Raw genomic sequence first — 19816 nt, forward strand, 5'->3', positions numbered from 1 at the left:
CTCAGGTTGAATTAAACGTGTAAACGTGTAAACGTGTGAGTTGAGTCGATGAGCTCTAGGCCAAGGTTTAGACTAGCCCCGAAGCCATGCCGGATAAAGCCTATTGGCATAAGCCTTCAGTTCGGGGGCATGCTCTACGAAGCGGTTAGCAATTTGCACTGTGTCCGATCCCGAAAAAACAACTTTGGTAAATGAATCGAATGATTCAAGGATTTTTTCGATTTCAGTGACATACTGAGCCTTCGGCTCGTGTAATTTCTCATAGAATAGTAGTTGTTTCGTCTCGTCAAAATTACCCTTGATCTGCATATCAATATCGTTTCGACGATTCTCTCGTTCATTAATTTGTTTAATAAGCTGAATGCGAGCTTTTAGCATGTCGTCATGTTTGATTGCAGCATCAGTAAGCTGTAGTATGGTTTTAACGGCCTGTACGCCTTCTTTGAGTAATTCTTTCTTGAAAGTAGCGGGCGATCCGCTCGCCTTAACTACATTGTCGACTTGGTTTAAGATTGGCAAGGCTTTATCATAAAAAGATTCTTCATCATAAGCTTCGATTGCCAAGTCGAGTGCCTGTTTTTTTTCCAGCATTACGTCATAATGATCTTCATCTTTTTCCAGCGTTGCAATGGCTTTGAGATTTGCTCTTGTGCTGCTGAGCTCTTGAAGTCTGTAGTTATTACTGGCATAACTCATCGTTTTCAAGTTGTAAGTCGATTTGAAAAGCTCGTCGCGTAGAGCGATCAGCGCATTTTTCTTGGTGTTAAGAGTCGTGTTCAGATCACGTTTGTAGTCAGCTAACACGCTACCCTCCATTTCACCTAGGTCGATCAGGGCGGCTTCGATGTCAGACGTGTTGATGACGTTGCCGACTTTTAGCAAGATGTCATTTGCATTCTGGTCAACACTGTTCACATTCGTTGCCAGTGCTAACAAATCAGTGCGTAATGCGGGGATGGTAATAAGGCTTAGTTTGATTCTGGCATAATAGTTGATGCTATCCCGGCAGTCTTTCACGGTGATTAAATTGGGTGTGTTAAATGTCGTGACGGTGCTCATGGTCGTATACCTTTGTGAGAAGGGGGGTTATCGAATGTCTAACCTGAAAGCGTTCATCAAGGTGGTAGCGTTGTTCTCGATATTTCGCCAGTCCAGCAACAATACTTTCAGTTTTCTCACGAACAGACCGAGGTAAGCGTAATTGGCATTGGTTTTGAACTGATTTGAAGAGTCATCAATAAGCAATAGAATGTTCTCCCAGTGACTGTGTAGTTGCTGGGTGGCAGTAATTGCCGGGTTAACGACGTCGTATAAAGACCCCATGCCGATATTGAGCGTTTGTAGTACGCCTTTAAGCTTGTTGTCTTTTGATAGCTTGTTTAGTGCATCATCTCGACGCTTGATAAGCTCGCCGCCAGGCTTGTCGGCGGATTTAATTTGTTCTTGGAGTGACATTATCTCCGCAACGTCTACTGCGAAGCTCATGATGTTCTGCATAAAGCTGGGCTTTGCTCGTACTTGATTAGTATTTTCTGCAAGCTTGATCAGGTCGCGTCGGATATTGGATATTTCCGTATCAAGTGCGTCAGGGTTTGAAACTTGTATCATTTTTCCAATCCACGGTGCGATGGTGTTCACGAGCGTATTTTTAAAACTATCAAGGTCCACGAGCGCTGCTGAGCTTTTTCGTTTTTTTTCATGTATTGAATCTTTGATATATTTGACGGTTTGCTCCAGCGTTGAAATCTGGCATTGATCGCCACCATCAAGTGATATCTGAGGGAGTGTGTTGAGTTCGCTTTCAGTCAAGTCGCCTATTTTCCGAGACTTATAGCCTTCCATGTTTTCAACAGCTTTGACAGCCTCATCGCCGTACTCATGGATATCTTTGGAAAATCCCACGAGGACAGCGCTGATTGTGATCATGCTTTGTTGAGTTTTCTCCCATGACTTGGCATGAGTGTTGATAGTATTGTAATTGTCTAAAATCTCGGCGACGAGTGTGTCGGGAGCGTCATTTATCTCTTTTTTAACATCCTCAGCCGTTAAGGGAAGTAGTTTTCCTGTAGAAACATAGCGAGAGATTACCCGCACGTCATCACTGGTGATAATGGGGATTGGATAGTCCAGTCCATATTCCATAATTATTATTCCTTCAATAAGAGCAAGTTGGTTTTTCGGGTTTACTGCTGATAGACGCCTCCTCTTTTCTTTGGCGTGAATAGACAATGTCTATCAAGCTTTAATTTCAGAGTGCTCATGAAAGTCGACTGTGATTCATGAGGGCGTGGGGTAAGTAAGCATTACAAGTGTTCAGATTGAATACTGTTAGATCTGACAGGTTTCAATAATCTTTTGGAATGATTTCCCGGCAGGTAGTGGTTTTTTTGTTATATAGATCTTGGTCGCGTTGAATTCACATTTTTGGAATTTTGTATACTGTCAGGCCTCACAGCTTGCAGGGGAGGGGGGGGCAGTTATAAACCTGCTTAAGTCACTTGCTTTAAGAGGTGTGGCTGCACATTGAAAAATATCTAGTCATGAGGTAATGATCATGTCCGACCAATTGCAAGATAAATCTATTATTACCGCAAGAGAGATTGAAGTGGTCCGTGAGTATATCGGTCTTTCAACCCGGCTCAGAGCCGATTATGACAGCATGAAAAGAAGCAGTTCTTTCATCGCGCTGTCGAACAAATGCGGACTTAGTACCGTCTTGGATGAGCAAGGCGTAAATGACTTGATAGGTGCTGTTTTAAATCATGCAGGTAGGTGGGCAAGAATCGAAGTAGATATGCGGCACTTATGTAAAGAAATTTTTACAGGCTCGGAATGTTTCATGGTTGCCAGTGGTGCTGTTATTGAGAGGATAAAGTCGCTTCCTGGCTACGAAAACTCTTCAGCACAACTTAACAGGTTGCCTGAAGTGGAGTGGGAGGGGATAGCGATCCCGTTGGGCGAGGCAGATCTTACGATTGTGCCCTCTGTCAAAAAGGCCATTGCTGATATGTCTGAGGAGATGAGCGGTTTAAGCGTAGCGGGAGGTGATTTAAGAGATAATATAGTGAATTTCAAAATTGAGCTTATGAACGCTATTCAGACAGCGTTGCGTAAAATTACTCAATTGGACACTGTGCAGGAGTTGGAAGAAACGCTTTCTCGTGTGGCCATGAGCGAAGATGATAGACTCATTGTACGTGGGCATATGCACAATGTAACGACTGTGTTTGCAGAGTCCGTAACGCAATCTTTTATACGGGATAATAAAGTCCCGAATATGGACTTGGTTAATTACTATAATGACGACTACGAGCGGATTCTTCAGGGGCTGCCTGTAAACAGTAAAGATATTCTGAAAGCGTTAGTTTTGAAAATGCGCAGCGGTGCTGTATTGACACAGCATTTTTCAGCGTTTCATGACGCTGTTGAGCGTTTGAATGCGCCTTTGGAGTTTGCTGATAAAGGGGTTGGGCAGATAAGAACATTGTGGACTGTTACCTTGGATATCATGGAGAGCGCTCGTGACAGAATTCTTCAAGTTACGTCATTTGCGCAGATGAAGCGAATAGAAAAATCACTGACGTCTGCGGCGGCACAGTGGAAGTCCGTACGAAGTAACGCAGAAGAGCTGGATAAACTTCTCGGCTCACCTTAGGTATAGGTTTTATCTCGTATTAGTGTATAAGCGCCATGAAGTACTTTAATGGTGGGCCAGCGTTAATCGATTGGGTCTTTGTAAGGATGGTTATTATGTTTAACACCCCAGTGAGTCAGGTGCGGCGCGTGAGCATCATATAACTAATAGTTTGAACGATGTATGGAGAACGCAAAGCCCTTATGGCTTTGCATCGTTTATAACGCGTAGTGAATGTTCAAACTACAGGTTGTCTGAGTCAGTGCTCTGCGGTTTCAGCGCAAGCTCGGTGCCTGCCCTGGCGGCCTCGACTTGTGCAATAACGGCATCTTTTACTGTCGCCCTTCTAAAGCCACTGAGTGCGAGATGTCTAATGTGTTCGGTACTCAGGTAGAGTAAGTGCAGCGCTATGTCCATGGCGCTCTGAAATGAAATGAGCGTGGTGCTCCATCGCGACTAGCTTCAAGGCATGCGGCGGTCAATCGCTGTCGTACAGGTCTCATCTACTGAATGGACGAAATCGACCATGAGTATTGTTCAACGCGTTGTGCTGTTGATGAAGGTGCTGGTGCTGTTGTCGTTGGGGATGTCGACGGCCTGGGCGCACAACCCGGTGCATGGCTCAGCCATGGTGACGAGTAGCCAGAGCTCGGACTTGCAGTTGGTCAAGTCCGAAGCGGAGCCAGGCGATAAAGTCCAGGGTGGCAGCGAAGACGATGATGACTCGACCACCGACGAGCCTGACAGCGACGACGCAGAGGAAGGCGATAGCCAGACGGAGGCTCGCGCTTCAAACAATGCCTTGGATGGGGTTTCCAAGGCATTGTTATTACTGGCCGCCCACTTTCCTCAGAACGAAGTGGTCACCGACGCGAAGTAAGCCCGCCCTGGCTCATTGTAGGTCTGCGCCCCCGCATCCTCGGCGTTGCCTTTGCGCGACAAACGCTTGTCCAGCAGGTTGTTGATGCCCACTCGTACGCTCAGGTTTTTATTGAATTCGTAACCGCTGCTCAGGCCCATCAGCCCGTACGGGTCGACGTCCTGCTGGGCGCTGCGATCGTAACTGCTGGCGCTGCGTGAGTTGAGCGTCGGCGCCTCCTGCTTGCCGTAATAAGTGCCGCTGACCTGGAAAGACAGCTTGTCAGTGGCTTGCCAGTCCAGCGTGGTGTTGACGGTGTACTTGGGGATGATGCTCAAGGGCTCGCCGGTGTCCTTGTCCTTGGAGTCGATCATGTAGGTCAGGTTGGTGTTCAAGTCCAGATCATCGCGCAGGCTGATGAACAGGTTGCCTTCAACGCCCTGCACCAAGGCTGGGCCGCTGTTTTCCCACTCCAATACACGTCGGCCATTACCCAGACGGAACGCCGCCTCGTTACTGGCGTTGATCTTGTTCTTGTAGTCATTACGGAAATACGTCGCACTGGTGCGCCAGGTGCCCTTGTCCAAAGCCAGGCCGATTTCCTTGTTGACGCTGATTTCCGGCTTCAGGTCCCGGTTGCCCACCAGGTAGCAACCGCCCATGTTGGCTTCGCTGGCGTTGCAGCCATTGCCACGGCTGTAGAGCAAATAGTTCGGGTTGGACTGGTACAGGTTGGGGGTTTTGTAGGCGCGGGCAATGCCGCCCTTGATGCTCAGTTCATCGGTCAACTGGTGCGAAGCGTTGAAGCTGGGGCTCCAGTTGCCGCCGTATTCCTCATGATCGTCGAAGCGCAAGCCAGGCGTGATCACGGTCTTGCCGCCCAGTTCGATGTTGTCCTCGGCAAACAAGGCGTAGCTTGAGGCGGTGGTCTTGGTGCTGTTGCGGCTCACGCCCGGGATGGCGGGGACGCCGCCGGTGCCTGGGTCATAGCTTTGCGGGCGCAACGAGCCAGGGTCGTTCATCGACTCGTAGAGGTATTCGCTGCCCAGGGTCAGCACCTGTTCCGCACCCACGCTCAGGGGCAGGTTGACCTCGGCAGTGGCCCGGGTATTGCGCAGGCGCGACTCGAAACGGCCTGCACTGGCGGAGGGAGCGCCTTCGCCGGAACCGGCCAGGCCTTCGTTGAGGCGCTCGTTGCGGGTCAGGTCGTGGGTCAGCGAGGCCAGGGTCGAACCCCAGTCGAATTCGCCGCGATGGGTGGCAGAAAAGCTGCTGCGTTGAATCACACTGGTTTCCTTGCCCACCAGGCTTTCCACGAACGCGCCACCGCCGTTGAGCATGGTATCGCCGGCGAAAATATTGCCCTGGCGGCTGTAGCTGGCCTCCAGGTCGAGGGTTTGCTCGGGGGTGAACTGCCAGCTCAGCAAGCCATTCACGTCTTTGTTGCGCACACCTTCGCGGCCGGCTACCAACGAGTCCGGCGTCGCTTGCGCTGCGCGGTTGATGTCGGCGTCATCGGCGTCGGTCTTGTTCAGGCCGCCATAGACGCGGAACGCCAGGCTGTCGGTCAATGGGCCACTGAGGTTGAAGTTGGTGCGCTTGCTCGCGCCCTCGGCATCGTTTTCGGGGAAGGCGGTGTAGGCGGTCAGCGAGCCGTGCAGTTGGTCGGTGGGGCGTTTGGTGATGATGTTGATGACACCGCCCATGGCACCGGAGCCATAACGGGCGGCGGCCGGGCCGCGCAGAATTTCAATGCGTTCGACTTCTTCGGCCGGTACCCAGTTGGTTTCGCCGCGGGTATCACGGTCACCGCTCCAGCCGTAACGCACAGCGTTGCGCGAGGTGGACGGCTTGCCATCGATCAGAATCAGGGTGTTTTCCGGGCCCATGCCGCGCAGGTCGATCTGGCGGTTATTGCCACGGCTGCCGCTGGAACTGTTGCCGGTCAGGTTCACACCCGGCTCGCGGCGGATGATCTCCGACAGATCGTTAGTGGGCGGGCGTTTCTTGATGTCTTCGGCGGTGATGATCGACACGCCGGGCGCTTGCTTGAGTTCTTCGGCGGCGGTGCCCAGTACCCGCGTTTCGCCTAGTACCAGGGCTTGTGGCGTGCCATTCACAGGCAGGTCTGTCGCTTGGATCGGCACTTTGTCGCGTTCTTTTTCCACGCTCTGCGCCAGCAGCGCAGGGGACGAAAGGGTAGCGATAAACGCCAGCGAGAGATGGCTGAGCCTGAATTGAGACGACATGTCCACAAAGTCCTTTAGGAGGGGCGATTGAACGAGAGGCGTCTGAATTTTTTTGTGCATCCAGCGCTCTCTGTGCGCCGTAATGGTATTGATTCTCAAACAGAAGTAAATTGCATTTACAATCTATACACTTTTTGAAACGCTCTGGCTCAATGTTTTCAGGGCGTTGGGCACGGGTTCAAACGGTATGTTTTTTGTTACAACCGCGCAAAAAAAAGCCCCTCCGGCCAGACTGATGCGCAATCTGGCGGGAAGGGCGATGGAACTCATTTAAACCGCAGCCCCTTGTAGGAGCGAGCTTGCTCGCGAAGAACCCATGGACACCGCGTTAAGCCAGACTACCCGCGTTATCGTTGACGTTTTTCGCGAGCAAGCTCGCTCCTACAGGGCGGTTGTGTTGCTTCAGGCCACGAATTGCTCCGCGTAGTGGCAAGCCACCTGCCGGTTATCCAACGCACGCAACAGCGGCTCCTCGCTACTGCAGCGCTCCGTCGCATACGGGCAGCGCTTGTGGAACGCGCAGCCAGGTGGCGGGTTCAGCGGGTTGGGCAGTTCGCCGACGATCTTGATTTTCGGCTTGCTTGGGTCCGGGTGGATGGTGGGGGTGGCCGACAGCAGCGCCTGGGTGTAAGGGTGCAAGGGGCGAGCGTAGATGTCTTCCTTGGGGCCCACCTCAACCGGGCGGCCAAGGTACATCACCATCACATCGTCAGCCACGTGCTGCACCACCGCCAGGTTGTGAGAGATGAACACGTAAGCGGTGTTGAATTCCTGCTGCAAATCCATGAACAGGTTGAGTACCTGCGCCTGGATCGACACGTCCAGCGCCGAGGTCGGTTCGTCCGCCACCAGCACCTTGGGTTGCAACATCATCGCCCGAGCCAACGCGATGCGCTGGCGCTGGCCGCCGGAGAACATGTGCGGGTAGCGCTGATAATGCTCAGGGCGCAGGCCCACTTGCTTCATCATCGCCTGCACTTTCTCGCGGCGCTCAGTGGCCGACAGGTTGGTGTTGATCAGCAGCGGTTCGGCCAGTTGATCACCGACTTTCTGGCGTGGGTTCAACGAGGCATAGGGGCTCTGGAACACCATCTGCACGTCTTTGCGCAATTGCTTGCGCTGAGCCTTGTCGGCGCCGGCCACTTCTTGCCCGGCGATTTTCAACGAGCCCGACGAGGGCTCTTCAATCAGCGTCAGGGCACGGGCCAGGGTGGATTTGCCACAGCCCGACTCGCCTACCACGGCGAGGGTCTTGCCGGCTTCCAGCTCAAAAGACACGCCATTAAGGGCACGCACGGTGGCGTGGCCCTTGAACAGGCCACGGGACACTTCGTAGTGACGGGTGAGGTCGCGGGCGGTAAGTACGACGGCCATTACGCCACCTCCTGGTTCAGCGGGTAGAAGCAGCGGGCAAGGCTGTTGCTTTTCGGATCAAGGCCCGGGCGCTGGGCTCGGCAGGCGTCCTGCACGTACGGGCAGCGCGGCGACAGCAGGCAACCCTGCGGACGGTCATAGCGGCCGGGTACGATGCCCGGCAGCGTGGCCAGGCGCGTAGCACCCAGGCTGTGCTCGGGAATCGCCTTGAGCAGCGCTTCGCTGTACGGGTGCGCCGGAATGTCGAACAACTGCGGCACCTGGCCGACTTCCACGGCTTGGCCGGCGTACATCACGCATACGCGCTGGGCGGTCTCAGCCACTACCGCAAGGTCGTGGGTGATCAGCACCAGGCCCATGTTCTGCTCTTTTTGCAGGGCCAGCAGCAGTTCCATGATCTGCGCCTGGATGGTCACGTCCAGTGCAGTGGTCGGTTCATCGGCGATCAGCAGTTTCGGTTCGCCAGCAATCGCCATGGCGATTGCAACACGTTGGCTCATGCCGCCGGACAGTTGATGCGGGTAGGCGTCCATACGGCTGGCGGCGCCTGGGATTTCGACTTTTTCCAGCAGCTCAATGGCGCGTTTGCGTGCTTGTTTGCCGGACATTTTCAAATGCAGGCGCAGCACTTCTTCAATCTGGAAACCCACGGTGTAGCTGGGGTTCAGCGCGGTCATCGGGTCCTGGAACACCATCGCCAGGTCTTTGCCGACGATCTGGCGGCGCTGGCGGTTGCTCAACTTGAGCATGTCCTTGCCGTCGAAGTTCAGGGCGTCGGCGGTGACGATGCCGGGATGCTCGATCAGGCCCATCAGCGCCATCATGGTCACGGATTTACCCGAGCCCGACTCGCCAACGATCGCCAGGACTTCGCCTTTGTCGACCGAAATGTCGAGGCCATCGACCACCGGCACGGCGGTCTTGTCGCCGAAGCGCACGTTGAGATTCTTGATTTCTAACAGTGACATGGGAATCTCCTCAGGCGGCGTTCTTGAGTTTCGGGTCCAGCGCATCGCGCAGGCCGTCACCCATCAAGTTGATTGCCAGCACGCTGAGCAAAATGGTCAAGCCAGGCAGGCTCACGACCCACCAGGCGCGTTCGATGTAGTCACGGGCCGAAGCCAGCATGGTGCCCCACTCAGGGGTTGGCGGTTGTACGCCAAGGCCGAGGAAGCCCAGGGCCGCGGCATCGAGAATCGCCGAGGAAAAGCTCAAGGTCGCCTGTACGATCAGCGGCGCCATGCAGTTAGGCAGCACGGTGATGAACATCAGGCGTGGCAGGCCGGCGCCAGCGAGGCGGGCGGCAGTCACGTAGTCGCGGTTCAGTTCGCCCATTACGGCCGCGCGGGTCAGACGCACATAGGACGGCAACGACACGATGGCGATGGCGATCACGGTGTTGATCAGGCCAGGGCCGAGGATGGCGACAATCGCCACGGCCAGCAGCAGCGACGGCAGGGCCAGCATGATATCCATCAGGCGCATGATGGTCGGGCCCAGCAAGCGCGGGAAGAACCCGGCGAACAGGCCCAGCAGGATGCCCGGGATCAGCGACATCACCACCGACGACAAGCCGATCAGCAACGACAGGCGCGAGCCCTGGATCAGGCGCGAGAGCAAGTCACGGCCCAGTTCGTCGGTGCCCAGCAGGAACTGCATCTGCCCGCCTTCCAGCCACGCCGGCGGCGTCAGCAGGAAGTCGCGGTATTGCTCGCTGGGGTTATGCGGGGCAACCCAGGGGGCGAAGATCGCGCAGAACACGATCAGCAACATGAACAGCAGGCCGGCAACCGCGCCTTTGTTCTTGGAGAAGGCTTGCCAGAATTCTTTGTACGGGGACGGGTACAGCAGGCTCTGATCGACTGCTGACACTTGAGTAGGTGTGGTCATGGTCATGATCTCAGCGCTGGTGACGGATGCGTGGGTTGGCGAAGCCGTAGAGGATATCCACCACGAAGTTCACCAGGATCACCAGGCAGGCGATCAGCAGAATGCCGTTTTGCACCACCGGGTAGTCCCGCGCGCCAATGGCTTCGATCAGCCATTTGCCGATGCCGGGCCACGAGAAGATGGTTTCGGTCAGTACCGCACCGGCCAGCAGTGTGCCGACTTGCAAGCCGACCACGGTGAGTACCGGGATCAGCGCGTTGCGCAGGCCGTGCACGAACACCACGCGAGCCGGCGACAGGCCCTTGGCCTTGGCGGTGCGGATGTAGTCCTCACGCAGCACTTCGAGCATCGACGAACGGGTCATGCGCGCGATCACCGCCAGCGGGATGGTGCCGAGCACGATGGCCGGCAGGATCAGGTGGTGCAACGCATCCCAGAACGCGTCCGGCTCGTCGGCCAGCAGGGTGTCGATCAGCATGAAACCGGTGCGCGGCTCGATGTCGTAGAGCAGGTCGATACGCCCGGAAACCGGGGTCCAGCCCAGGCTCACCGAGAAGAACATGATCAGGATCAGGCCCCACCAGAAGATCGGCATCGAATACCCCGCCAGGGAGATGCCCATCACCCCATGGTCGAACAGGGATCCTCGCTTGAGTGCCGCGATCACCCCGGCCAACAGGCCCAGGATACCGGCGAACAACAGCGCGGCCATGGACAGTTCCAGGGTCGCGGGGAAGAGGGCGGTGAATTCGGTCCACACGCTGGTGCGGGTGCGCAGCGATTCGCCAAGGTCGCCCTGGGCGAGCTTGCCGACATAGTCCAGGTATTGCGCATACAGCGGCTTGTTAAGGCCAAGGCGCTCCATTGCCTGTGCGTGCATTTCGGGGTCAACCCGTCGCTCGCCCATCATGACTTCTACGGGGTCGCCTGGAATCATGCGAATCAACGCAAAGGTCAGCAACGTGATGCCGAAGAACGTGGGGATCAATAACCCCAGTCGGCGGGCAATAAAACTAAACATCTTGGTGTGTACCTCAATCAGCCGGTTAGGCAGGTCCGGCACCGTCAGTGTCGACGGTGCCGAGCGTTTTTCTTATTTACTTCACCTGGGTGGTGGCGAAGTTATTGGTGGTCAGAGGGCTTTGGGTATAACCCTCGACGTTCTTGCGCATGGCGGTAAACATTTTCGGGTAAGCCATGGGAATCCACGGTTGGTCCTTCTCGAATACGGCCAAAGCTTGTTCATAGAGTGCGGCGCGTTCGGCGGGTTCAGCGTCGGCGCGGGCCTTGTCGATCAAGTCTTGAAACTCTTTGTTACACCAGCGGGCGTAGTTTTCGCCGTTTTTCGCTGCATCGCAACTCAGGTTTGGGGTGAGGAAGTTGTCCGGGTCGCCGTTATCCCCGGCCCAGCCGGCAGAAACCATGTCGTGCTCGCCGGCTTTGGCACGCTTGAGCATTTCGCCCCATTCCATGACCTTGATATTGACCTTCAGGCCGATCTGGGCCAGATCCGCTTGCATGCGCTGGGCGCCGAGCATCGGGTTAGGGTTGGTCGGGCCGCCGCCGTTGCGGGTGAACAGGGTGAATTCGGTGCCTTCCGGCACGCCGGCTTCCTTGAGAAGGGCGCGCGCCTTGTCCAGGTCGCGAACTGGGTTTTTCAGCTTGTCACTGAAGCCCAGCAGGGTCGGCGGGTACGGCCCGGTGGCATCGACGGCGTTGCCTTTGCCGTACAGCGATTCGTTGTAGCCCTTTTTATCGAAGGCAATATTGATCGCGTGACGTACCCGCGCATCGCTCATGTACTTGTGGGTGGTATTCATGGCGGTGTAGCTGGTGGTCATCGCCGCCAGTTCCGCCACTTTCAGGTTGGGATCAGCCTTGGCGCTGGGTACATCATCGGGCTTGGGATACAGCGCGATCTGGCATTCGTTGGCCTTGAGCTTTTGCAGGCGCACATTGCTATCGGTGGTGATTGCCAAAATAAGCGGGTCGGCCGGCGGCTTGCCACGGAAGTACTCCGGGTTGGCCTTGAAACGCACCTGCGCGTCTTTTGCGTAGCGGTTGAAGATGAACGGCCCGGTGCCGATTGGCTTGGCGTTCAGATCATCGGTCTTGCCGGACTTGAGCAATTGGTCGGCATATTCGGCGGAGTGAATCGAGGAAAACGCCATGGCCAGGTCGGCCAGGAAGGGGGCTTCAGGACGGGTCAGGGTGAACACGACGGTGTGGTCGTCGGTCTTCTCTACGCTCTTGAGCAGTTCTTTAAAGCCCATGCTTTCGAAATACGGGTAACCCACAGCGGACTTTTTATGCCACGGATGATTCGGGTCCAGCTGACGCTGAAAGCTCCAAAGCACATCATCGGCATTCAGGTTGCGCGTGGGTTTGAAATAGTCGGTGGTGTGGAACTTGATGTCGTCACGCAGGTGGAACGTATAGGTCAGGCCATCGGCGCTGATTTCCGGCAGGTCTTTGGCCAGGGCAGGCACCACTTCTGTGGTGCCGGGCTTGAAGTCCACCAGACGGTTGAACATGGTTTCAGCGGCGGCGTCAGCGGTCACGGCAGTGGTGTACAGGACCGGGTCGAAACCTTCCGGGCTGGCTTCGGTGCAGACCACCAGCGGTTTGGCCGAAACGCCGATCGCCACGCTCAACAGCGCAGCGGCCATGGCGGCTTGTAGTGGGAGCATTTTCATTCAGAGCCCTCTGCAATCGATGGAGCCAGAAAAGCGTAGGCGGCGGGCTCATCCTGAGCTCGCCGCCTGCCTGGCGCTAATTAAAGGATGTTGAACGGGATGGTGGTGACCAGACGGAACTCTTTGATGCTGCCGTCGGACTGGAACTCGCTGCCACGGTGCTCAACATAGGTTGCGCGCACGGTGGTGGCTTTGAGGGGGCCGCTCTGCAGTGCGTAAGAGGCGCCGACACCGTATTCCTGGTGCTTCTCGCCGTCCTGGGACTGGATGCCGTCATAGGCAAACTTGGCCCGGCCGTTGTTGCCGGTGTAGTGGGTACCGTCGATGCCCCAGCCGCGTGCCGAGTAGGCGTTGAACTTCAGGCCAGGTACGCCGTATTCAGCCATGTTGATGGCATAGGCGATCTGGAAGGATTTCTCGTTCGGGCCGTTGAAGTCAGACGTCAGGGAGTTGGCCAGGTAGATACCGTTGGTTTCGTGCAGGTAGTCGAAGTACTCGTTACCGTTCACTTGCTGGTAGCCGAAGGTCAGGCTGTGTGCCTGGTGAGTCAGGCCCAGGGAGAGGGAGAAGGTATCGTTGTCGATTTCCCCCATCTCTTTTTTGCCTTCGTCGACAGTCTTGTAGTAGTTGAAGCCGGTGGTCAGGCCCAACTGCTGCGCGTCGCCCAGTTCGTGGGTGGCGCCGAAGTAGTACTGGTTCCAGAAGTCCTTCACGTTGGCGGCGAAGAAGCTGGTCTTCAGGCTTTTCAGTGGCTGGTAGTTCACACCCAGGGTCGACACTTTGTCGGTTTCTGCGCCATTGCCGTATTCGCTGCGGAATTTCGACAGGCTCTGCTCGCTACGTGGCGAAACGCGGTCAAACACGCCACCCTGGAACGACAGGTTGCTGAATTCTTCGCTGTTGAAGCTCACACCCTGGAAGCTGGAAGGCAGGGCACGGTTGCCGATGGTGTCGACGATGCCGCTGCTGAAGTTCTGGCGACCGGCGGTCAGTGTGGTGTTGGACACACGGAACTGCACGTTGGCCAGGCCCAGTTTGCTCCACTGGTCGACGGCGTCGCCGTTGGAGTCGGCCAGGGTACGGTTGGAGCCGCCTTTGATATCACGCTTGCTGCGGTCCAGCACCAGGGCGTTGTACACCGCCACTTCAGTCTTGACCCCAACGGTGCCCTGGGTGAAACCCGAGCTGGCGTTGAGGATGGTGCCTTGCACCCAGTTGGTACGGTTGCGATCGGTCAGGGTCTGGCCGTGCTTCTGGTACGAGAAGGTGCCCCCACGGTATTTGCTTTCATGGGAGTACCAGTTACGCGTGGTGCCGCCCAGGCTGAAATCTTCGATAAAGCCTTTGGCCTCGCTTTGGGCGCTGGTGCCGGCCAGGGTGGTAGGAACGAAGTCCTGGCTTTGCGTTTCAGCGTAGGCGGTGGCCGTGATGCTGCTGATGGCCAAGGCCAGAAGCGCTTTGCTGCTCAGTTTCATGGGTGAAGCTCCTTTGGTTCTCTTTTTTAATGCCGGTCTTTTTGGGTGATCCGGCTATTGGGTGTGGAACTCGTTCAAGCTAATGCAAACGTTTGGCGTAGGAAATTTCCCAACAAAAGCCTGCACGTTTGCCGGGAAGCCGATTTCGCTCCCCGCCATCCGGTTATTGTCTTATGGGTTGATGCTGACGCCCGAGAACACGTTGCGGCCGAAGGGGCTTACCTTGAAGCCTTCGACTTTGGCGCTTAACGGCTGGTTGACCGTCGAGTGGGCGATGGGCGTGATCGGCACCTGCTGCTTGAGCAGTTGCTGCGCCTGTTTGTACAGAACAGTCCTTTGTTCGCGGTCGGTCACGACCTTGGCTTGCTTGATCAGCTTGTCGTACGCCGGGTCGCACCACATGGAGTAGTTGTTCCCGCCGATGGCGTCGCAGCTGTAGAGGGTGCCGAGCCAGTTGTCCGGGTCACCATTGTCGCCGGTCCAGCCGATCAGGCTGACATCGTGCTCACCGTTCTTGGTGCGCTTGATGTACTCGCCCCACTCATAGCTGACGATCTTGACCTTGAGGCCGATCTTGGCCCAGTCGTTCTGCAGCATCTCGGCCATCAGCTTGGCGTTGGGGTTGTACGGGCGCTGTACCGGCATGGCCCACAAGGTGATCTCGGTGCCTTCCTTGACGCCGGCGGCCTTGAGCAACTCCTTGGCTTTTTCCGGGTTGTAGGCGGCGTCCTTGATGCTGTCGTCGTAAGACCACTGCGTCGGCGGCATGGCGTTGACCGCCAGTTGCCCGGCGCCCTGGTACACGGCGTTGAGGATGCTCTGCTTGTTCACCGCCATGTCCAGCGCCTGGCGTACTTCAAGCTGATCGAACGGCTTGTGGCGTACGTTGTAGGAGATATAGCCGAGGTTAAAGCCCGGCTTGGTCAGCAGTTGCAGGTTCGGGTCGGCCTTGAGGGCGTCGACATCGGCGGGGCGTGGATGCAGGGTCACCTGGCATTCGCCGGCCTTGAGTTTTTGCACGCGTACCGAGGCGTCCGTGTTGATGGCGAAGATCAGTTGGTCCAGCTTGACGCGGCTCGGGTCCCAGTACTGTTTGTTGCCCACGTAGCGGATCTGCGAGTCTTTCTGATAACGCTGGAACACGAACGGGCCAGTGCCGATCGGCTTCTGGTTGATGTCGCTGGGCCGGCCTTGCTTGAGCAACTGCTCGGCGTATTCGGCCGAGAGGATCGCGGCAAAGCTCATGGCAATGTTCTGCACAAACGCGGCGTCCACCGTGTTCAGGGTCATCACCACAGTGTAGGGGCCTGTTTTCTCGACCTTGGCGATGTTCTTGTTCAGGCTCATCCCGTTGAAGTACGGAAACTCGGTAGGGTAGGCCTTGCGAAACGGGTGGTCGGGGTCAAGCATGCGGTTGAAGGTGAACAGCACGTCGTCGGCGTTGAAGTCGCGCGTCGGCTTGAATTCCTTGTTGCTGTGGAACTTCACCCCTTCACGCAGGTGGAAGGTGTAGGTCAGGCCATCCGGGGAGATATCCCACTTGGTTGCCAGCCCAGGGACGACGTCGGTGGCGCCTTTTTCGAACTCCACCAAACGGTTATACAAAGGCTCCGCCGCATCGTTGTCGGTGGCGGTGGTGTATTGCGCAGTGTCAAACCCTGCCGGGCTGCCTTCGGAGCAGAACACCAGGCTCTTCTTCTCGGCGGCTTGGCCCATCGTGGCCACGGCCAGCAGGCTGGTGGCAAACAGAGCGGATACAACGGTTGTATGGCGCATGACGATCCCCGTCCTTGTTTGTAGTTATCAACAGCGAGCCTTGCTTCTGGCGTACAGCCAGGCAAACCTCACTGATCCCACACACAGCAAGTGCCCTTCACCAGAATGATGCCGCTGCTGTCCTACGACCTTATGGGGCGCTGACCTTGCAGTAAATGCGTCAATTCTGACTGACCTTGTAGGCAACGGAGGCACGGGTCGCAGTTCATTGCTGTAAGACGGCAACGCTTGCAAACGTAGTCTGTTTCCTAAGGTCCAGGCGGATGGAATAACGGCGACGTTATGAAACGTCGCCGTTATTGATCCTTACTTGCCGCTGACGCTAACGCCGTAGAAGGAGTTCAAGCCAAACGGGCTGATCTTGAAGTCCTGTACGGTATTACGCATGGGTTGATACACCGTCGAGTGCGCGATAGGTGTGTAGGGCAATTCGTGTTTAAGCAGCTGTTGCGCCTGTTTGTACAGTTCGGTGCGCTTGGCGACATCCGTGGTCGATTTGGCCTGGCTGATCAGGTCGTCATACTGTTTATTAACAAACTTGGAGAAGTTGTTACCGTTCAACGCCGGGGACGAAAACAGGGTGCCCAGCCAGTTGTCCGGGTCACCATTGTCACCGCTCCAGCCGATGATCATCGCCTGGTTCTCGCCACCTTTGGAGCGCTTGATGTACTCGCCCCACTCGTAGCTGACGATGTTGACCTTCAGGCCGATCTGTTTCCAGTCGCTCTGCAGCATCTCGGCCATCAGCTTGGCGTTCGGGTTATACGGGCGCTGAACCGGCATGGCCCACAGGGTGATTTCGGTGCCTTCCTTGATGCCAGCTTCCTTGAGCAGTTCCTTGGCTTTGGCAGGATCGTACTTGGCGTCCTTGATCGTGGTGTCGTACGACCATTGGGTGGGTGGCATGGCATTGACGGCCAATTGCCCAGCGCCCTGGTACACGGAGTCGATGATCTGCTGCTTGTTCACCGACATGTCCAAAGCCTGGCGAACCCGCAGGTCAGCCAGCGGGTTTGGCGTCGTCTGGCCCTTGAGCACAGGCATGACGTTGTAGGCGATGTAGCCCAGGTTGAAGCCGGCCTGGTGCGGCATCTTCATGTCCTTGTCCGCTTCCAGCGGCTTGATATCGGCCGGGCGAGGATAGGCTGTGATCTGGCACTCGTTCTTTTTCAGTTTCTGGATGCGTACTGAAGGGTCCGTGGAGATTGCGAAGATCAGGTTATCGATCTTGACGTCCTCAGGCTTCCAGTATTCCTTGTTGCCGGTGAAGCGAATGTTGGAGTCTTTCTGGTAGCTCTTGAACACGAACGGCCCAGTGCCGATCGGCTTCTGGTTGATGTCGGCAGCCTTGCCTTCCTTCAACAGTTGGGCGGCGTATTCGGCCGACTGGATCGACGCGAAGCTCATCGCGAGGTTCTGGATAAACGCCGCGTCCACGGTGCCAAGGGTGAACTTGACGGTGTGGTCATCGACTTTCTCGATGTTCTTGATGTTCTTGTCCATCTCCATGTCCGAGAAGTACGGGAACTCGGTGGGGTAGGCCTTACGGAATGGATCGTCTTTATTGATCATCCGGTTGAAGGTGAACAGTACGTCGTCAGCCGAGAATTCACGAGTAGGCTTGAAGTACGGGGTGGTGTGGAACTTGACGCCTTCGCGAAGGTGGAAGGTATACGTCAGGCCATCCGGGGAAACGTCCCAGCTGGTGGCCAGGCCAGGAACTACAGCGGTGCCGCCACGTTCGAACTGGCTCAGGCGGTTGAACATGGTTTCGGCCGAGGCATCGAAGTCTGTTCCGGTGGTGTACTGGCCTGGGTCGAAACCGGCCGGGCTCCCTTCGGAGCAGAACACCAGGTTAGTTGCCGCGAGGGCTACGGGGGCTGCGGCCATAAGGCCAGCGCTCACTAATAACGGAAGGACTGCGTGTTTAAGCATGTTGGCCTCATGATTTGTTGTCATTTTTGGTGGTGAGGGCGACCTCGTGAGTCGGCCTGCGGATACTTATGCAGGCGCCATACCCAATGCAAGATGCAGAGCGGTTGCAAAGGGAAAACTGTGGTACGAACGTACAGGAATGTCGCAATTATGAAAGTTTCGACACAAAAGTGCTTGTTTGGAGGGTTTTTTCGGTGCAAATGGCGCACCAAAAAAGCCCAGCCGAGGCGTCTAGCGCACTCGGTTGGGGCGCGGCTGTTACTTATCTAGACCCACACCGTAGAACGGCGTTAGCCCAAACGGGCTGATCTTGAAGTCCTGCACTTGCTTGCGCATAGGCTGGAAAACCGTCGAGTTCGCAATAGGCGTTATAGGTACTTGTTCCTTAAGGATTTTCTGTGCCTGTTGATACCACTTGATGCGCTGCTCGCGGTCGCTGCTGACCTTGGCCTGCTGCACCAGCTTGTCGTAGGCCGGGTTACACCATTTGGCGTAGTTGCTGCCCTTGACTGCGGCACAACTGTAGAGCACGCCCAGCCAGTTATCGGGGTCGCCGTTGTCGCCGGTCCAGCCATAAATCATTGCATCGTGTTCGCCATTTTTGGCGCGCTTGATGTATTCGCCCCACTCATAGCTGACGATGTTGGCCTTGATGCCCACCTTGGCCCAATCCTGTTGAATCATTTGTGCGGACATCCGCGCATTCGGGTTCGAGGCGCGTTGAACGGTCATTGCCCACAGGTTGATGGTGGTACCTGGTGCAACCCCTGCTTCTTTTAGTAGCAACCGTGCCTTGGTCGGGTCGTAGGGGGCGTCCTGGATGTTCGGGTCATAAGACCACTGCGCGGGAGGCAGTGCGTTCTGCGCCAATTGCCCGGCGCCCTGGTACACGGCCTTGATGATCGCGGGCTTGTCGATGGCCATGTCCAGGGCCTGGCGCACCTTGAGTTGATCCAGCGGCGGGTGAGTCACGTTATAGGCCAAAAACCCCAGGTTGAAGCCTGCTTGTTGCAACACGCGCAGGTTGGGGTCTTGTTTCATGACCTCGATATCGGCAGGGCGCGGGTAACCGCTGACCTGGCATTCGCCCGCCTTGAATTTTTGCAGGCGTGCGGCGGCGTCCGGGGTGATGGCGAACACCAGGTTGTCGAGCTTCACGTCCTCGGGTTTCCAATACTGTTTATTGGCCACGTAGCGGATCTGCGAGTCCTTCTGATAGCGCTTGAACACAAACGGCCCGGTACCGACCGGTTGCTGATTGATCTGTTCGGCCTTGCCTTCTTTCAACAGTTGGGCGGCGTATTCGGCCGATTGCACCGAGGCGAAACTCATGGCCAGGTTTTGCACGAACGAAGCATCGACCGTGTTCAGGTTGAACCGCACGCTGTGCTCGTCGAGTTTTTCGACGCTCTTGATCGTGGTGTTCAAGCCCATGTCGGTGAAGTAGGGCGACTCGGAGGGGTAGGCCTTGCGAAACGGGCTCTGGGCATCGAGCAGGCGATTAAAAGTGAACAGCACGTCATCGGCGTTGAAATCGCGGGTCGGAGTGAAGAAGTCGGTGGTGTGGAACTTGACGCCTTCACGCAGGTGAAAGGTGTACGTCAGGCCATCCTTCGAAACATCCCAGCTCGTCGCCAGACCAGGTTCGACCTCGGTGCCGCCGCGCTTGAACTGGGTCAGGCGGTTGAACACAGTTTCGGCGGACGCATCGAAGTCGGTACCGCTGGTGTATTGGCTGGGATCGAAGCCGGCGGGGCTGGCTTCGGAGCAGTAGACCAGGGTCGTGGCGGCCTGGGCCATCGGCATAAAGGCCGCAAGGCTTGCGGCGAGGAGCAGTGGCTTGACGGCGATTCTTTGCATAAAGACCCCTGAAGTGGCGGGCATATTAAAGCTGCCCAAACGAAAACGGCGGTGACCGAGGTTACCGC

At 56.2% G+C, this 19816-nt stretch carries 13 protein-coding genes and 1 pseudogene; 2 read left to right on the forward strand and 12 right to left on the reverse strand.

Annotation, left to right across the window (positions count from 1 at the left end; genetic code table 11):
• Positions 1-72 precede the first annotated feature (72 nt).
• The gene (locus N2A98_RS04330; protein WP_044271557.1) at positions 73-1059 is read right to left on the reverse strand and encodes a hypothetical protein; all 987 of its coding nucleotides are present in this window, start codon (positions 1057-1059) and stop codon (positions 73-75) included.
• 27 nt (positions 1060-1086) lie between these two features.
• Positions 1087-2142 (reverse strand): alpha-xenorhabdolysin family binary toxin subunit A, encoded by a 1056-nt coding sequence (locus N2A98_RS04335; protein WP_044271560.1) that lies wholly within the window; start codon positions 2140-2142, stop codon positions 1087-1089.
• 412 nt (positions 2143-2554) lie between these two features.
• On the opposite strand from N2A98_RS04335, the gene N2A98_RS04340 reads away from it, so the two are divergent.
• Positions 2555-3655, forward strand: coding sequence for a hypothetical protein (locus N2A98_RS04340; protein ID WP_275623071.1), 1101 nt, complete (start codon positions 2555-2557; stop codon positions 3653-3655).
• 505 nt (positions 3656-4160) lie between these two features.
• Positions 4161-4412 (forward strand): annotated as a pseudogene (locus N2A98_RS04345) (hypothetical protein); the annotation flags it as partial.
• Between the two features lie 71 nt (positions 4413-4483).
• Here the strand turns inward: N2A98_RS04345 and N2A98_RS04350 are convergent.
• The 10 genes from N2A98_RS04350 to N2A98_RS04395 all read right to left on the reverse strand — a co-directional run bounded on the left by N2A98_RS04350 (position 4484) and on the right by N2A98_RS04395 (position 19748).
• Positions 4484-6742 carry a TonB-dependent siderophore receptor gene (locus tag N2A98_RS04350; RefSeq protein ID WP_275623072.1) on the reverse strand — a complete coding sequence of 753 codons (2259 nt, stop codon included), beginning with the start codon at positions 6740-6742 and terminating at the stop codon, positions 4484-4486.
• A gap of 402 nt (positions 6743-7144) precedes the next feature.
• Complete coding sequence (locus N2A98_RS04355) at positions 7145-8116, reverse strand: peptide ABC transporter ATP-binding protein (protein WP_044271566.1); 972 nt, start codon at positions 8114-8116, stop codon at positions 7145-7147.
• The gene (locus N2A98_RS04360; RefSeq protein WP_003188485.1) at positions 8116-9084 is read right to left on the reverse strand and encodes an ABC transporter ATP-binding protein; all 969 of its coding nucleotides are present in this window, start codon (positions 9082-9084) and stop codon (positions 8116-8118) included. The genes N2A98_RS04355 and N2A98_RS04360 overlap by 1 nt, the downstream gene beginning before the upstream one ends.
• Before the next feature lie 10 nt (positions 9085-9094).
• A complete protein-coding gene (locus N2A98_RS04365; protein ID WP_003188486.1) occupies positions 9095-10006 on the reverse strand; it encodes an ABC transporter permease subunit in 912 nt (303 codons plus the stop codon).
• A gap of 10 nt (positions 10007-10016) precedes the next feature.
• Complete coding sequence (locus N2A98_RS04370) at positions 10017-11027, reverse strand: ABC transporter permease subunit (protein ID WP_003171721.1); 1011 nt, start codon at positions 11025-11027, stop codon at positions 10017-10019.
• A gap of 76 nt (positions 11028-11103) precedes the next feature.
• Entirely contained in the window at positions 11104-12702 is a 1599-nt protein-coding gene (locus N2A98_RS04375; RefSeq protein WP_044271568.1) for an ABC transporter substrate-binding protein, read from the reverse strand.
• An 80-nt stretch (positions 12703-12782) separates the two neighbouring features.
• Positions 12783-14177 carry an OprD family outer membrane porin gene (locus N2A98_RS04380; RefSeq protein ID WP_003188488.1) on the reverse strand — a complete coding sequence of 465 codons (1395 nt, stop codon included), beginning with the start codon at positions 14175-14177 and terminating at the stop codon, positions 12783-12785.
• A 171-nt stretch (positions 14178-14348) separates the two neighbouring features.
• A complete protein-coding gene (locus N2A98_RS04385; protein ID WP_044271570.1) occupies positions 14349-15953 on the reverse strand; it encodes an ABC transporter substrate-binding protein in 1605 nt (534 codons plus the stop codon).
• A gap of 306 nt (positions 15954-16259) precedes the next feature.
• Positions 16260-17888, reverse strand: coding sequence for an ABC transporter substrate-binding protein (locus N2A98_RS04390; protein WP_044271572.1), 1629 nt, complete (start codon positions 17886-17888; stop codon positions 16260-16262).
• Positions 17889-18146: 258 nt separating this feature from the next.
• Positions 18147-19748, reverse strand: coding sequence for an ABC transporter substrate-binding protein (locus N2A98_RS04395; protein WP_275623073.1), 1602 nt, complete (start codon positions 19746-19748; stop codon positions 18147-18149).
• Positions 19749-19816: the final 68 nt, after the last annotated feature.

Origin of the sequence: Pseudomonas sp. FJ2-5-13, from assembly GCF_029201605.1 — a bacterium.
In the GTDB taxonomy this organism is placed as follows: domain Bacteria; phylum Pseudomonadota; class Gammaproteobacteria; order Pseudomonadales; family Pseudomonadaceae; genus Aquipseudomonas; species Aquipseudomonas lactis.

Excerpts from the sequence above, each read along its gene's own strand:
- N2A98_RS04340 (WP_275623071.1), top strand. The coding sequence starts at position 2,555 with ATGTCCGACCAATTGCAAGATAAATCTATTATTACCGCAAGAGAGATT.
- N2A98_RS04365 (WP_003188486.1), bottom strand. The coding sequence starts at position 10,006 with ATGACCACACCTACTCAAGTGTCAGCAGTCGATCAGAGCCTGCTGTAC.
- N2A98_RS04390 (WP_044271572.1), bottom strand. The coding sequence starts at position 17,888 with ATGCTTAAACACGCAGTCCTTCCGTTATTAGTGAGCGCTGGCCTTATG.
- N2A98_RS04385 (WP_044271570.1), bottom strand. The coding sequence starts at position 15,953 with ATGCGCCATACAACCGTTGTATCCGCTCTGTTTGCCACCAGCCTGCTG.
- N2A98_RS04370 (WP_003171721.1), bottom strand. The coding sequence starts at position 11,027 with ATGTTTAGTTTTATTGCCCGCCGACTGGGGTTATTGATCCCCACGTTC.
- N2A98_RS04395 (WP_275623073.1), bottom strand. The coding sequence starts at position 19,748 with ATGCAAAGAATCGCCGTCAAGCCACTGCTCCTCGCCGCAAGCCTTGCG.
- N2A98_RS04350 (WP_275623072.1), bottom strand. The coding sequence starts at position 6,742 with ATGTCGTCTCAATTCAGGCTCAGCCATCTCTCGCTGGCGTTTATCGCT.
- N2A98_RS04380 (WP_003188488.1), bottom strand. The coding sequence starts at position 14,177 with ATGAAACTGAGCAGCAAAGCGCTTCTGGCCTTGGCCATCAGCAGCATC.
- N2A98_RS04375 (WP_044271568.1), bottom strand. The coding sequence starts at position 12,702 with ATGAAAATGCTCCCACTACAAGCCGCCATGGCCGCTGCGCTGTTGAGC.
- N2A98_RS04355 (WP_044271566.1), bottom strand. The coding sequence starts at position 8,116 with ATGGCCGTCGTACTTACCGCCCGCGACCTCACCCGTCACTACGAAGTG.
- N2A98_RS04335 (WP_044271560.1), bottom strand. The coding sequence starts at position 2,142 with ATGGAATATGGACTGGACTATCCAATCCCCATTATCACCAGTGATGAC.
- N2A98_RS04360 (WP_003188485.1), bottom strand. The coding sequence starts at position 9,084 with ATGTCACTGTTAGAAATCAAGAATCTCAACGTGCGCTTCGGCGACAAG.
- N2A98_RS04330 (WP_044271557.1), bottom strand. The coding sequence starts at position 1,059 with ATGAGCACCGTCACGACATTTAACACACCCAATTTAATCACCGTGAAA.